General features: G+C 46.3%; 15 protein-coding genes. 12 read left to right on the top strand and 3 right to left on the bottom strand.

The genetic code is table 11. The annotated features are described in order from the left end of the window. Positions 1-77: 77 nt before the first annotated feature. The 3 genes from pckA to hslR all read right to left on the bottom strand — a co-directional run bounded on the left by pckA (position 78) and on the right by hslR (position 3339). Positions 78-1703 carry a phosphoenolpyruvate carboxykinase (ATP) gene (pckA, locus tag AB4585_RS11105; protein ID WP_017062492.1) on the bottom strand — a complete coding sequence of 542 codons (1626 nt, stop codon included), beginning with the start codon at positions 1701-1703 and terminating at the stop codon, positions 78-80. 337 nt (positions 1704-2040) lie between these two features. Further along, the gene (gene hslO / locus AB4585_RS11100; protein ID WP_017063067.1) at positions 2041-2934 is read right to left on the bottom strand and encodes an Hsp33 family molecular chaperone HslO; all 894 of its coding nucleotides are present in this window, start codon (positions 2932-2934) and stop codon (positions 2041-2043) included. A gap of 18 nt (positions 2935-2952) precedes the next feature. Next, positions 2953-3339, bottom strand: coding sequence for a ribosome-associated heat shock protein Hsp15 (gene hslR, locus AB4585_RS11095; RefSeq protein ID WP_017062490.1), 387 nt, complete (start codon positions 3337-3339; stop codon positions 2953-2955). Positions 3340-3670: 331 nt separating this feature from the next. Here hslR and gspC point away from each other — a divergent pair, with 331 nt between their 5' ends. The 12 genes from gspC (at position 3671) to AB4585_RS11035 (ending at position 15204) form a co-directional block, all read left to right on the top strand. Next, positions 3671-4552, top strand: coding sequence for a type II secretion system protein GspC (gspC, locus tag AB4585_RS11090; protein ID WP_372123825.1), 882 nt, complete (start codon positions 3671-3673; stop codon positions 4550-4552). A 41-nt stretch (positions 4553-4593) separates the two neighbouring features. Further along, positions 4594-6618 carry a type II secretion system secretin GspD gene (gene gspD / locus AB4585_RS11085; protein WP_372123823.1) on the top strand — a complete coding sequence of 675 codons (2025 nt, stop codon included), beginning with the start codon at positions 4594-4596 and terminating at the stop codon, positions 6616-6618. Beyond that, entirely contained in the window at positions 6618-8120 is a 1503-nt protein-coding gene (gene gspE, locus AB4585_RS11080) for a type II secretion system ATPase GspE (RefSeq protein ID WP_065585034.1), read from the top strand. Before gspD ends, gspE begins: the two co-directional genes overlap by 1 nt. Before the next feature lies 1 nt (position 8121). Next, positions 8122-9342: a type II secretion system inner membrane protein GspF gene (gene gspF, locus AB4585_RS11075; protein WP_010433558.1), complete on the top strand. Its 1221-nt coding sequence runs from the start codon at positions 8122-8124 to the stop codon at positions 9340-9342. Between the two features lie 88 nt (positions 9343-9430). Continuing rightward, on the top strand, positions 9431-9874 hold the full coding sequence (gene gspG, locus AB4585_RS11070; RefSeq protein WP_017062485.1) for a type II secretion system major pseudopilin GspG: 444 nt from the start codon (positions 9431-9433) through the stop codon (positions 9872-9874). A 79-nt stretch (positions 9875-9953) separates the two neighbouring features. After that, positions 9954-10547, top strand: a complete 594-nt coding sequence (gene gspH, locus AB4585_RS11065; RefSeq protein WP_372154382.1) for a type II secretion system minor pseudopilin GspH — start codon at positions 9954-9956, stop codon at positions 10545-10547. After that, positions 10534-10929, top strand: coding sequence for a type II secretion system minor pseudopilin GspI (gene gspI, locus AB4585_RS11060; protein ID WP_017062483.1), 396 nt, complete (start codon positions 10534-10536; stop codon positions 10927-10929). Before gspH ends, gspI begins: the two co-directional genes overlap by 14 nt. Beyond that, positions 10916-11683, top strand: coding sequence for a type II secretion system minor pseudopilin GspJ (gene gspJ / locus AB4585_RS11055; protein ID WP_017063073.1), 768 nt, complete (start codon positions 10916-10918; stop codon positions 11681-11683). Before gspI ends, gspJ begins: the two co-directional genes overlap by 14 nt. Further along, positions 11667-12716: a type II secretion system minor pseudopilin GspK gene (gene gspK / locus AB4585_RS11050; protein WP_017062481.1), complete on the top strand. Its 1050-nt coding sequence runs from the start codon at positions 11667-11669 to the stop codon at positions 12714-12716. The genes gspJ and gspK overlap by 17 nt, the downstream gene beginning before the upstream one ends. Then, entirely contained in the window at positions 12685-13914 is a 1230-nt protein-coding gene (gene gspL, locus AB4585_RS11045) for a type II secretion system protein GspL (RefSeq protein WP_017062480.1), read from the top strand. Before gspK ends, gspL begins: the two co-directional genes overlap by 32 nt. Before the next feature lie 20 nt (positions 13915-13934). Continuing rightward, a complete protein-coding gene (locus AB4585_RS11040; protein ID WP_017062479.1) occupies positions 13935-14423 on the top strand; it encodes a type II secretion system protein M in 489 nt (162 codons plus the stop codon). A 1-nt stretch (position 14424) separates the two neighbouring features. After that, positions 14425-15204: a type II secretion system protein N gene (locus AB4585_RS11035; protein WP_372169815.1), complete on the top strand. Its 780-nt coding sequence runs from the start codon at positions 14425-14427 to the stop codon at positions 15202-15204. The last annotated feature ends 18 nt before the right edge of the window (positions 15205-15222 follow it).

Below are 15222 nucleotides of genomic sequence, written 5' to 3'. Positions count from 1 at the left end.
CAAAAGAGGGGCTTGCTACAAAAATATCACTTTAAATTGGGCGTTCGCTTTTGGCTAAGCCCGAGCAGATGATTGGGTTAGTCCAGTTGAGGGCCAGCCGCAACCAGTGATTTACCTTCAGCGTTGTCAGTGTACTTATCAAAGTTGTTGATGAAGCGCTCGGCTAGATCTTTCGCTTTGCTTTCCCATTGTAGAGGGTCAGTGTACGTATCGCGTGGGTCAAGGATCGCTGGGTCAACATCGTGCAGCGCTAGTGGCACTTCTAGGTTAAACATAGGGATAACCTTAGTTTCAGCGTTGTCGATTGAGCCATCTAGGATAGCGTCGATGATGCCTCGCGTATCTTGGATAGAGATACGTTTACCAGTACCGTTCCAACCTGTGTTCACTAGGTAAGCTTCAGCGCCAGCTGCTTCCATACGCTTCACAAGCACTTCAGCGTACTGAGTTGGGTGGAGAGTTAAGAATGCCGCACCAAATGCCGCAGAGAACGTTGGCGTTGGCTCAGTAATACCACGCTCAGTGCCCGCTAGTTTTGCAGTGAAGCCAGATAGGAAGTGGTACTTCGTTTGCTCTGGAGTCAGTTTAGAAACGGGTGGCAGTACACCGAATGCATCAGCAGTCAGGAAGATAACCTTTTGAGCGTGACCGGCTTTTGATACTGGTTTAACGATGTTATCGATGTGGTGAATCGGGTAAGAAACACGAGTGTTCTCAGTTTTTGAACCGTCATCAAAATCGATAGAACCATCACCACGAACTGTTACGTTTTCTAGTAGTGCATCACGACGGATTGCATTGTAGATTTCAGGTTCTGCTTCTTTAGATAGACGAATCGTCTTCGCGTAACAACCACCTTCGAAGTTGAAGATACCATCGTCATCCCAACCGTGCTCATCATCACCGATTAGCTCACGCTTAGGATCGGTTGAAAGCGTAGTTTTACCTGTACCTGATAGACCGAAGAAGATGGCTACATCGCCTTTCTCGCCGACGTTTGCACTACAGTGCATTGAAGCAATGCCTTGCAGAGGAAGCAGGTAGTTCATCATTGCGAACATGCCTTTCTTCATCTCACCGCCGTACCAAGTACCACCGATGATTTGAACGCGCTCTGTTAGGTTGAAAGCAACGAAGTTTTCAGAGTTTAGACCCTGCTTTTCCCAGTTAGGGTTAGTTGTTTTAGCACCGTTCATTACCACGAAATCAGGTTCGAACGTTGCTAGCTCTTCGTCAGTTGGACGAATGAACATGTTCTTAACGAAGTGCGCTTGCCACGCTACTTCAGTGATAATACGCACGCTTAAGCGCGTATCAGGGTTAGCACCACAATAACCGTCGATGACAAACAGGCGCTTGCCAGATAGCTGAGTTGTCACAAGCTCTTTCAGCTCATTCCATACTTCAGTTGTAATCGGTTTGTTGTCATTTTTGCCTTGATCTGACCACCACATGGTATCGCGGGTCGTGTCATCTTTAACAATGTACTTATCTTTTGGTGAGCGGCCAGTAAAGATACCAGTGTCTACCGCAACAGAGCCTAGTTCCGTTACTACGCCTTTTTCGTAGCCTTCCAAACCTGGCAGTGTTTCTTCAACGAATAACTGCTCGTAGCTAGGATTACGAAGAACTTCAGTAACGCCAGTCAGTCCGTGCTTAGTTAGATCAATTTGTGCAGCCTTTGTATGTTCCATAACGGTCATAGGTGCTCCTTGTAGGATATTTTGTAGGGATTTTGTATTAATTTTTTATTGTTATCTGCTCACCATGCTAGCAACGAGACTCGGGGGAAACAGGGATATAGCTCAAAAAATATCCATATTAGCCATGGGGTTTTAAGCGTCTCGTCACATATTGGCCCAACTAGTCTATCCTGTACGCAAACCTTTGCGCTAGGGGCGAGAACATTATTAATTGATTAAAATTAAGCGGTGATTTTATTACGAGATGTTACGGAGTTTGCGCTATTTTGATCACAAAAAAGGCCAGCTGAGGGCTGACCTTTTTGGGGTAAATTACGTGTTTTTGGTACGCCGTAAATTAATGAACCGTATTGCTGCCTTTATCTGCTGCTTCTGCGTACAGTGCATCAACATCATTCTTGTCGAACGAGTAGTTTGTGCCACAGTAATCGCAGTGTAGACCAACGCTTCCTTCGGTGCTTAGGATGTCGTAGATCTCTTCTTGAGCAACAGTAATGATTGCTGCTGCACTTCGATCGCGTGAACAGCCACAGAAGAACTCAACCGGTTGTGGTGTGAATAGCTGTACTTTCTCTTGGTTGTACAAACGGTAAAGCAGTTCGTTCGCTTCTAGAGTGAATAGCTCTTCGTTTTTCACGGTGTCTGTTAGTTGCTCTAGGTGCTCGAAGTCGTCTGGAGTACCGGTGCCGTCAGGCATTACTTGTAGCAACATACCTGCAGCGTGTGCTTTGCCTTCATGCTCGCCAGTGCGCAGCCATAGACGAGTCTTAAGCTGTTCAGAGTTAGCGAAGTAGCCTTCAAGCACTTGTGCAAGCGTGTCACCTTCAAGACCAACGATACCTTGGTAACGCTCACCTTTCTTAGGATCGATAGTGATCACTAGATGACCTTTACCCATTAGGGCGTGTAGACCTGCGTCGTCTGCGATATCGCCTTCAAAGCGAGCAACACCACGGATCTTCTGATCGTGATCGCCATTGATAACTGCTAGAGATACTGGGCCGTCACCTTGCAGCTGCATCGTGATAGAACCTTCAAACTTTAGGGTCGCCGTTAGTAGCGTCGTTGAAACCAGTAGCTCACCCAACAGCTTTTGTACTGGAGCTGGGTATTCCTTGCTAGAAATAATCTGTTGGTACGCTTCGTCCATCTGTACCAATTCACCACGTACTGATAGGTCTTCAAATAGGTAGCGATTTAAAACATTACTTGTAGACATTGGGTCTGCCATTTGGCTATTCCTTCTAGCTTATTGAGTCTTGAACTTGATGATGTCACGACGTTGCTTTTTATCTGGGCGACGTTCTGGTGCTGGGCTATGAGCATTTAGCTTGCGCTGTTGTGCAAACTCTTCTCTTTTTGCCAAGCTTTCGGTGGTTTCTTCATAGAGGGTTTGAGCGATCGGAGCTCCACCACGATGGGCTGAGATTTTCTCGATCGTTACCGTCTTTTCTTCATTACCTTGGCGCAGTGTAATCACAGCCCCAAGTTCGACAATTTTACTTGGCTTGCTGCGCTGACCATTATAGTGGACTTTGCCACCATCGACCATGTTGCGAGCAATAGACCGGGTTTTGTAAAAACGAGCTGCCCACAACCATTTATCGAGTCTGACAGCTTCATTAGCAGTTTTCATATAGGGCTGTGCCTTATTAAGTGAGAAATGAATGCGGTTTAACTGTAACGAACAGTGCGCAACATGTTTTTGATGACGCTTATCACATTTAGTAGAAGCTTATGTGGAGGCGATTGGCTTTTTTTTCAAGGAAGATTACAAAATAGCTCAGGTAATGCCGATTTATAGATTTGCTATGATATAGTTCAGGATCTTATTGCTTAAATAAGCTTGGTATCGAACGAATGAATAAAAAAGCTGAAAGTTTAATGATTTGCAGCGTTTGTCGTCATGAAAAGGGACTAGGAAAGTGAACTTTTTAGAGCTCAAAAATCGCGTAGGGAATTCTCCTATGTTGAGCCGCTTATTAGAGAATGGATTTGTACTTCAGCAGAAACTAAGCTTAGCGACCTGTTGTGTATTGATTGCAGCTTCCGCATGGATCTTAGGGCAGCTTGCATGGTTTATCGAACCTGCTGAGCAAACTATCGCGCCTTGGACAGCAACGGCTTCATCGTCTTCAGCACCTCAATCGACTCTTGATATCTCTTCTTTGCAGCAGAGCAACATGTTTGGTGCTTATAACCCAACCACGCCTGCTGTGGTTGAGCAGCAAGTTATCCAAGATGCGCCAAAGACGCGACTGAACCTCGTTTTAGTGGGTGCAGTAGCCAGTTCTAATCCAAAGCTGAGCTTGGCGGTGATTGCCAATCGCGGCACACAAGCGACCTACGGCATTAATGAAGAGATCGAAGGTACGCGAGCTAAGTTAAAAGCGGTATTAGTCGATCGTGTGATTATTGATAACTCAGGTCGAGACGAAACCCTGATGCTTGAAGGTATTGAGTACAAGCGTTTGTCTGTATCAGCACCTGCGCCACCTCGTACCTCTTCTTCTGTGCGTGGCAACAACCCAGCTTCTGCAGAAGAGAAGCTAGATGAAATTAAAGCGAAGATAATGAAAGATCCTCAACAAATCTTCCAATATGTTCGACTGTCTCAGGTGAAACGCGACGATAAAGTGATTGGTTATCGTGTGAGCCCTGGCAAAGATTCAGAACTTTTTAACTCTGTTGGGCTCCAAAACGGAGATATTGCCACTCAGTTAAATGGACAAGACCTGACAGACCCTGCCGCTATGGGCAACATATTCCGTTCTATCTCAGAGCTGACAGAGCTAAACCTCGTCGTCGAGAGAGATGGTCAACAACATGAAGTGTTTATTGAATTTTAAAACTTTGCGTCTAACGAAGGACGAAAGTGTAGGAGAAGTACGTGAAGCATTGGTTTAAGAAAAGTGCATGGTTATTGGCAGGAAGCTTAATCTGCACACCCGCAGCCATCGCGAGTGATTTTAGTGCCAGCTTTAAAGGCACTGATATTCAAGAGTTTATTAATATTGTTGGTCGTAACCTAGAGAAGACGATCATCGTTGACCCTTCGGTGCGCGGAAAAATCGATGTACGCAGCTACGACGTACTCAATGAAGAGCAATATTACAGCTTCTTCCTAAACGTATTGGAAGTGTATGGCTACGCGGTTGTCGAAATGGACTCGGGTGTTCTTAAGATCATCAAGGCCAAGGATTCGAAAACATCGGCAATTCCAGTCGTTGGAGACAGTGATACGATCAAAGGCGACAACGTGGTGACACGTGTTGTGACGGTTCGTAATGTCTCGGTGCGTGAACTTTCTCCTCTGCTTCGTCAACTAAACGACAATGCAGGCGCGGGTAACGTTGTGCACTACGACCCAGCCAACATCATCCTTATTACAGGCCGAGCGGCGGTAGTAAACCGTTTAGCTGAAATCATCAAGCGTGTTGACCAAGCGGGTGATAAAGAGATTGAAGTCGTTGAGCTAAAGAATGCTTCTGCGGCAGAAATGGTACGTATCGTTGATGCACTAAGCAAAACCACAGATGCCCAAAACACACCAGCCTTCCTACAACCTAAATTAGTTGCCGATGAACGTACCAATGCGATCCTTATCTCAGGTGACCCTAAGGTACGTAGCCGTTTAAGAAGGCTGATTGAACAGCTTGATGTTGAAATGGCAACCAAGGGCAATAACCAAGTTATTTACCTTAAATACGCAAAAGCAGAAGATTTAGTTGATGTGCTGAAAGGCGTGTCGGATAACCTGCAATCAGAGAAGCAAACTTCAACTAAAGGCAGTTCATCGCAGCGCAATCAAGTGATGATCTCCGCTCACAGTGACACCAACTCTTTAGTGATTACCGCACAGCCGGACATCATGAATGCGCTACAAGATGTGATCGCACAGTTGGATATTCGTCGTGCTCAAGTATTGATTGAAGCCCTAATTGTCGAGATGGCAGAAGGTGACGGTATTAACCTTGGTGTGCAATGGGGTAACCTTGATACTGGTGCTGTGATTCAGTATGGCAACACTGGTGCGTCAATCGGTGGCGTAATGGTTGGTTTAGAAGAAGCGAAAGACACTGAAACGACCACCGCGGTTTATGACTCTGATGGTAATTTCCAGCGTAATGAGACGACCACCGAAAAGGGTGACTACTCAACGTTAGCTTCTGCTCTTTCTGGCGTTAATGGCGCCGCAATGAGTGTCGTCATGGGTGACTGGACCGCCTTGATCAGTGCAGTAGCGACCGATTCAAATTCAAATATCCTATCTTCTCCAAGTATTACCGTGATGGATAACGGTGAGGCTTCATTCATTGTGGGTGAAGAGGTGCCTGTTTTAACTGGCTCGACCGCAGGTTCAAGCAACGACAACCCATTCCAAACGGTTGAACGTAAAGAAGTGGGTATCAAGCTTAAAGTGGTGCCACAAATCAACGAGGGTGATTCGGTTCAACTGCAAATAGAACAAGAAGTCTCTAACGTATTGGGCGCCAATGGTGCAGTTGATGTTCGTTTTGCTAAGCGTCAACTGAACACGTCTGTGATTGTTCAAGACGGTCAAATGCTGGTGCTTGGTGGCTTGATTGACGAGCGAGCACTGGAAAGTGAATCTAAGGTACCGTTCTTGGGTGATATCCCTTTTCTAGGCCACCTGTTCAAATCCACCAGTACTCAGGTTGAGAAAAAGAATTTAATGGTATTCATCAAGCCAACCATCATTCGTGATGGTATGACAGCCGATGGTATCACTCAGCGTAAATACAATTTCATTCGTGCGGAGCAACTGTATAAGGCTGAGCAAGGGCTGAAATTATTGGCCGACGATAATATCCCAGTATTGCCTAAATTTGGTGCGGAGATGAATCACCCGGCTGAAATTCAAGCCTTCATCGATCAAATGGAACAAGAATAATGGCTGAATTGGTAGGGGCGGCACGTACTTATCAGCGCTTGCCGTTTAGCTTTGCGAATCGCTACAAGATGGTGTTGGAATACCAACATCCAGAGCGCGCACCGATACTTTATTATGTTGAGCCACTGAAATCGGCGGCGATCATTGAAGTGAGTCGTGTTGTGAAAAATGGTTTCACGCCACAAGCGATTACTCTCGATGAGTTTGATAAAAAACTGACCGATGCTTATCAGCGTGACTCGTCAGAAGCTCGTCAGCTCATGGAAGACATTGGTGCTGATAGTGATGACTTCTTCTCACTAGCGGAAGAACTGCCTCAAGACGAAGACTTACTTGAATCAGAAGATGATGCACCAATCATCAAATTAATCAATGCGATGCTGGGTGAGGCGATCAAAGAGGGTGCTTCGGATATACACATCGAAACCTTTGAAAAGTCACTTTGTATCCGTTTCCGAGTTGATGGTGTGCTGCGTGATGTTCTAGCGCCAAGCCGTAAACTGGCTCCGTTATTGGTTTCGCGTGTCAAGGTTATGGCTAAATTGGACATTGCGGAAAAACGCGTGCCACAAGATGGTCGTATTTCTCTGCGTATTGGTGGCCGAGCGGTTGATGTTCGTGTTTCAACCATGCCTTCTTCGCATGGTGAGCGTGTGGTAATGCGTCTGTTGGACAAAAACGCCACTCGTCTAGACTTGCACAGTTTAGGTATGACAGCAGAAAACCATGAAAACTTCCGTAAGCTGATTCAGCGCCCACATGGCATTATCTTGGTGACTGGCCCGACAGGCTCAGGTAAATCAACGACCTTGTACGCTGGCCTGCAAGAGCTTAACAGCAACGAACGCAACATCCTTACCGTTGAAGACCCAATTGAATTTGATATTGATGGCATTGGTCAAACACAAGTGAACCCTAAGGTTGATATGACCTTTGCGCGTGGTTTACGTGCGATTCTTCGTCAAGATCCCGATGTGGTAATGATTGGTGAGATACGTGACTTAGAGACCGCAGAGATCGCTGTTCAAGCCTCTTTGACCGGTCACTTAGTGATGTCGACCCTTCACACCAATACGGCAATCGGTGCAATTACGCGTCTGCGTGATATGGGCATCGAACCCTTCTTGATCTCTTCTTCGCTGCTGGGTGTTTTGGCTCAGCGCTTGGTTCGCACCCTGTGTAACGACTGTAAAGAACCTTACGAAGCGGATAAAGAACAGAAAAAACTGTTTGGGTTGAAGAAGAAAGACAGCCTAACGCTTTACCATGCCAAAGGGTGTGAAAGCTGCAGTCACAAAGGCTATCGAGGCCGTACCGGTATTCATGAACTCCTGATGATTGACGATTCGGTACAAGAGCTGATTCACAGTGAAGCTGGCGAACAGGCAATTGAGAAAGCAATTCGTGGCACAACACCAAGTATTCGAGATGATGGCTTGAGCAAAGTTCTGAAAGGGGTAACGTCCCTAGAAGAAGTGATGCGCGTGACCAAGGAAGTCTAGTATGGCGGCATTTGAATACAAAGCGCTGGATGCTAAAGGTAAAAGTAAAAAGGGGTCTATTGAAGCGGATAACGCTCGCCAGGCTCGCCAGCGCTTAAAAGAGCAAGGCTTAATGCCGGTTGAGATGACTGAAGCCAAGGCAAAAAATGCCAAAGGCTCTCAACCTTCGACCAGTTTTAAGCGTGGTATCAGTACACCTGATCTTGCTTTGATTACGCGTCAAATATCAACGCTTGTTCAATCTGGTATGCCGTTGGAAGAATGTTTAAAAGCGGTCGCCGAGCAATCGGAAAAACCACGTATTCGAACTATGTTACTTGCCGTCCGCTCTAAAGTGACGGAAGGTTACTCGTTAGCCGATAGCTTGTCAGATTATCCACATATCTTTGATGAACTGTTCAGAGCCATGGTTGCGGCGGGCGAAAAATCAGGGCACTTAGATGCGGTATTGGAGCGATTAGCTGATTACGCGGAAAATCGTCAAAAGATGCGCTCTAAGTTACTGCAAGCGATGATCTACCCGATTGTGCTGGTGGTGTTTGCGGTGACGATTGTCTCTTTCCTATTGGCAACGGTAGTACCTAAGATCGTTGAACCCATTATTCAAATGGGCCAAGAACTTCCGCAATCGACACAATTTTTATTAGCATCGAGTGAATTTATCCAGGATTGGGGCATCCAATTACTGTTGTTAACTGTTGGTGTGATTGTTCTGATTAAGACGGCACTGAAAAAGCCGGGCGTTCGTATGAGTTGGGATCGAAAATTATTGAGTATCCCGCTGATTGGTAAAATAGCGAAAGGGATCAATACCTCTCGTTTTGCTCGAACACTCTCTATTTGTACCTCGAGTGCGATTCCTATTCTTGAAGGGATGAAGGTTGCGGTGGATGTGATGTCGAATCACCATGTGAAGCAACAAGTACTGCAGGCGTCAGACAGTGTTAGAGAAGGGGCAAGCCTGCGTAAAGCGCTCGATCAAACCAAACTCTTCCCTCCAATGATGCTGCATATGATCGCCAGTGGTGAGCAGAGTGGTCAGTTAGAGCAAATGCTAACAAGAGCGGCAGATAACCAGGATCAAAGCTTTGAATCGACCGTGAATATCGCGTTAGGTATCTTTACGCCAGCACTTATCGCTTTGATGGCAGGCTTAGTGCTGTTCATTGTGATGGCGACTCTGATGCCGATGCTTGAAATGAATAATTTAATGAGCGGCTAACCTACCGCTTATAAAACGTTAGTTTTTGGATTATCGAGAAGAAGGACATTATTACCTTCAACTCGCTGTCTGTAATTTGGAGAAAATAATGAAAAACAGAATGAAGAAACAATCAGGCTTTACTCTACTCGAGGTGATGGTTGTTGTGGTTATCCTTGGCGTATTGGCGAGCTTTGTTGTACCTAACCTATTGGGTAACAAAGAGAAGGCTGACCAACAAAAAGCCATCACTGATATCGTGGCGTTAGAGAACGCGCTAGATATGTACAAACTGGATAACAGCGTTTACCCAACAACGGATCAAGGTCTTGATGCATTGGTTTCTAAGCCAAGCAGCCCAGAGCCTCGTAACTACCGCGACGGTGGCTACATCAAGCGTCTGCCAAACGACCCATGGGGTAACGAGTACCAATACCTAAGCCCTGGTGATAACGGCACTATCGATATTTTCACTCTTGGTGCTGATGGCCAAGAAGGTGGTGAAGGTATTGCTGCGGATATCGGCAACTGGAACATGCAGGATTTCCAATAAGCTTCAGCTTATTGTTTGATTCGTTATTGTCGTTTGAAACGTTATTGATGGTAGGACGTAAACAGATGGAGTCTACAAGGTGAAAACTCAGCAAACACAGCCAGGTTTCACCTTGATTGAGATTCTCTTGGTGTTGGTACTACTGTCAGTAACGGCGGTTGCGGTGATCGCGACCATTCCTACCAATAGCAAAGATGTTGCTAAAAAATACGCTCAAAGCTTTTATCAGCGAGTTCAATTACTCAATGAAGAGGCTATTTTGAGCGGCTTAGATTTTGGCGTTCGAGTTGATGAAAAGAAATCGACCTATGTACTGATGGCGCTTAAGTCTGAAGGCTGGCAAGAAGTCGATTTTGAAAAAATCCCCTCTTTAACTGAACTACCGGAAGAACTCGCATTGTCACTGACCTTAGGTGGTGGCGCATGGGAAGACGATGATCGGTTGTTCAACCCAGGAAGCTTGTTTGATGAAGATATGTTTGCTGATCTTGAAGAGGAAAAGAAGCCGAAACCACCACAGATCTACATCTTGTCGAGTGCTGAAATGACGCCATTTGTATTGTCGTTTTATCCAAATACCGGAGACACCATACAAGATGGTTGGCGTATTCGAGTATTGGACAATGGTGTGATTCGACTGCTAGAACCGGGAGAAGAAGATGAAGAGGAATAACCGTTCTCCTTATCGTTTTCGTGGTATGCCCCTTGGTTCTCGAGGAATGACGCTGCTTGAGGTATTGGTTGCGCTCGCTATCTTTGCGACTGCGGCGATCAGTGTGATTCGTGCTGTTACTCAGCACATCAATACCCTCAGTTATCTCGAAGAAAAAACCTTCGCGGCTATGGTCGTTGATAATCAAATGGCTTTGGTGATGCTGCATCCTGAGAAGCTAAAAAAAGCGCAGGGCACACAAGAGTTGGCCGAGAGAGAGTGGTTTTGGAAGGTCACGCCAATCGATACTAGCGATGATTTATTAAAGGCGTTTGATGTGAGTGTGGCAACCAGTAAACAAGCTTCTCCAGTGGTCACGGTGCGCAGCTATGTGGTCAAGTAAAAGCGTGTCGTTAGCTCAGAGCAAGTCGCTAAGTAAGAGCATGTCCGCCAATAAGCGTGTGCCTCGTAAACAAGGACTATCTTCGAAAGGGAGAGGCTTTACCTTAATTGAGGTTTTGGTCTCGATCGCTATCTTTGCCACGTTAAGCATGGCGGCTTATCAGGTAGTCAATCAGGTTCAGCGCAGCAACGAGCTTTCAATCGAGCGCAGTGCTCGTTTAAATCAACTGCAACGTAGCTTAGTCATTTTAGATAATGATTTTCGCCAGATGGCGGTACGACAATTTCGTACCAACGGTGAAGAAGCATCATCTAAGCTGATCTTAATTAAAGAGTATTTACTGGATTCCGACAGCGTTGGCATCATGTTTACTCGCCTTGGCTGGCATAACCCACAGCAGCAGTTTCCTCGCGGAGAAGTCACCAAAGTGGGTTACCGCATTAAAGAAGAAACACTTGAGCGTGTGTGGTGGCGTTACCCCGATACCCCTGCAGGTCAAGAAGGTGTGATTACGCCTTTGCTTGATGATGTTGAAAGCTTGGAATTCGAGTTTTATGACGGAAGCCGCTGGGGGAAAGAGTGGCAAGCCGACAAATCGCTACCGAAAGCGGTAAGGTTAAAGCTAACCTTGAAAGATTATGGTGAGATAGAGCGTATTTATCTCACCCCTGGTGGCACGCTAGATCAGGCCGATGATTCTTCAAACAGTGACTCTTCAAGTAGTAATGAGGGGAATAATGACTCATCGAACTAATAAGTTTGCACTGACAAGGTCTGCCATGGGGCGCAAGCAGCGAGGTGTTGCGCTGATCATTATCCTGATGCTACTGGCGATAATGGCAACCATCGCAGGCAGTATGTCGGAACGCCTGTTTACTCAATTTAAGCGCGTGGGCAATCAACTGAATTACCAACAGGCTTACTGGTACAGCATTGGTGTCGAAGCGCTGGTGCAAGACGGCATTAGGCAAAGCTACAAAGACAGTGATACCGTCAACTTGAGTCAACCATGGGCGTTAGAAGAACAGGTATACCCGTTGGATTATGGTCAAGTTAAAGGCCGTATTGTTGATGCTCAGGCATGTTTTAATCTCAATGCGTTGGCTGGTGTGGCGACGACTTCAAGTAACCAAACACCTTATTTAATTACGGTTTGGCAAACCTTGTTGGAAAACCAAGATGTTGAGCCTTATCAGGCCGAGGTTATTGCACATTCAAGCTGGGAATTTGTTGATAGTGATACCCGAACCACCTCTTCAGCTGGTGTAGAAGACAGTACTTATGAGGCGATGAAGCCATCTTATTTGGCAGCGAATGGCTTAATGGCCGATGAGTCCGAGCTACGCTCGGTTTATCAAGTCACTGGTGAGGTGATGAATAAGGTTCGCCCCTTTGTTTGTGCTCTGCCGAGCGACGATTTCCGTTTGAATGTGAATACTCTTACGGAAAAGCAGGCGCCGTTATTGGAAGCGATGTTTGCCCCCGGCTTAAGTGAATCGGATGCCAAACAGCTGATAGACAAACGCCCATTCGATGGTTGGGATACGGTGGATGCGTTTATGGCTGAGCCTGCTATTGTGGGTGTGAGTGCCGAAGTCAGCAAAAAAGCGAAAGCATATTTAACTGTAGATAGCGCCTATTTTGAGCTAGATGCAGAGGTATTAGTTGAGCAGTCACGTGTACGTATACGGACGCTTTTCTATAGTAGTAATCGAGAAACAGTGACGGTAGTACGCCGTCGTTTTGGAGGAATCAGTGAGCGAGTTTCTGACCGTTCGACTGAGTAGCGAACCACAAAGCCCTGTGCAGTGGTTAGTTTGGTCGACAAGCCAACAAGAAGTGATAGCAAGTGGCGAACTGTCTAGCTGGGAGCAGCTGGATGAGTTAACGCCTTACGCTGAAAAGCGTAGCTGTATCGCTTTATTGCCGGGAAATGAATGCTTAATTAAGCGTGTTGAGATCCCGAAAGGTGCTGCTCGCCAGTTCGATTCTATGCTGCCGTTTTTATTAGAAGACGAAGTCGCACAAGATATCGAAGACTTACACCTGACTATTTTAGAGAAAGACGCAACGCACGCGACAGTGTGTGGTGTGGAACGTGATTGGCTTAAGCAGGCGCTGGATACTTTCCGCGAAGCGAACATTATCTTTCGTAAAGTATTGCCTGATACCTTAGCGTTGCCTTTAGAAGATCAGGGCATCAGTGCGCTGCAGATCGACCAACATTGGTTATTGCGTCAAAGCAACTATCAAGCAGTGTCGATCAATGAGGCGTGGCTAGCGATGTTCTTACAAAGCGATTGGGTTGCCTTAGATGACGAAGAGCAATCACCAACGATTTTTAGCTACACCGCACTGCCAAGTGATGACGTTCAACTGCAAAGTGGCATTGAGTGGCAAGCTAAACCTGCGGAACTGGTGATGTCTTTACTGAGCCAACAAGCCATTACAAGTGGCGTAAACTTACTGACTGGCACCTTTAAAACCAAATCTTCATTCAGTAAGTACTGGCGTGTATGGCAAAAAGTAGCGATCGCAGCTTGTTTGCTGGTGGCGGTGATCGTCACTCAGCAAGTCTTAAAGGTTCAGCAGTACGAAGCACAAGCCGAAGCGTACCGAACGGAGAGTGAACGTATTTTTAGAAGCGTACTTCCGGGCAAGCAACGTATTCCGACGGTCAGCTACCTTAAGCGCCAGATGAACGACGAAGCTAAGAAGTATGGTGGCTCGGGTGATGGTGATTCCTTACTTGGATGGCTAGCGTTACTGCCAGAAACTTTAGGACAAGTGAAAGCCATCGAAGTGAATAGTATTCGCTACGACGGCAACCGCTCAGAGGTGAGATTGGAAGCGAAAAGTACTGACTTCCAATATTTCGAGACTGCGCGAGTGAAACTTGAAGAGAAGTTTACCGTTGAGCAAGGGCCATTGAATCGTAATGGTGATGCCGTATTTGGCAGCTTTACTCTTAAACCCCATCAATAACCTGCGTAAGGAGATCAGTGATGAGAAATATGATTGAGCCACTCCAAGCGTGGTGGACTTCAATAAGTCAAAGAGAGCAACGACTAGTGATTGGTTGCTCAATTCTATTGGTGGTCGGTGTCGTTTATTGGGGGCTAATCCAGCCACTCAGTCAGCGAGCTGAACTTGCGCAGACCCGCATTCAAAGCGAGAAGCAACTACTGGCTTGGGTAACCAATAAAGCCAATGAAGTGGTTGAACTACGAGGCAGTGGCGGCATTAGTGCCAGTCAACCTCTGAATCAATCTGTGCCTGCTTCTATGCGTCGCTTTAATATCGAGCTGATACGTGTGCAACCACGTGGCGAGATGCTGCAAGTCTGGGTGAAACCTGTGCCTTTTAATCAGTTCTTAGATTGGCTGACATACTTGAAAGAGAAGCAGGGTGTCGAAGTTGAGTTTATGGACATTGATCGCTCCGATAACCCAGGGGTTATTGAGGTCAACCGACTACAGTTTAAACGAGGTTAATGTGAAACGCGGTTTATCTTTGAAGTTAGGTTTACTTTTTGGCGGCATCTTTATTGTCTTTTTCTCGGTTAGTCTGTTGCTGCATCTACCGGCCTCTTTTGTACTCAAACATGCACCGGCTGTGCGTGGCTTGAATATTGAAGGTGTTGAAGGAACGGTTTGGCAGGGCAGCGCCAATAATATCGCCTGGCAGCGTGTTAATTACGGTTCAGTGCAGTGGGACTTCCAGTTTTCTAAGCTATTTCAAGCCAAAGCAGAACTGGCGGTTCGTTTTGGTCGTAACAGCGACATGAACTTGTCAGGTAAAGGGCGTGTCGGGTACAGCACGAGTGGCGCGTATGCAGAGAACTTAGTGGCCTCAATGCCTGCTATGAACGTGATGAAATACGCCCCAGCCATTCCAGTCCCGGTTTCAATTGGTGGAAAGGTTGAGCTGACGATCAAGCATGCGGTTCATGCTCAACCTTGGTGTCAGTCTGGTGAAGGTACTGTGGCTTGGTCTGGTGCTGCAGTCGATTCACCTGTTGGTTCATTAGACCTTGGTCCTGTGATTGCGGACATAACCTGTGAAGACAGTACAATTGCAGCCAAAGGCGTTCAGAAGAGCACTCAAGTAGACAGTGAGTTCTCAGCGAGTCTAACATCTAACCAGCGCTACACATCTGCAGCGTGGTTTAAACCGGGTGTTGAATTCCCGCCAACGATGCAAAATCAGCTTAAATGGTTGGGTAATCCTGATAGCCAAGGTAAGTACCAGTTTACTTATCAAGGTCGTTTTTAGCTAAACGGCTAAGGGTCA

The organism is Vibrio sp. 10N.222.49.C9 (assembly GCF_041474985.1).
In the GTDB taxonomy this organism is placed as follows: Bacteria; Pseudomonadota; Gammaproteobacteria; order Enterobacterales; family Vibrionaceae; genus Vibrio; species Vibrio crassostreae_C.
This window is presented reverse-complemented; position numbering and strand designations above follow the sequence as displayed.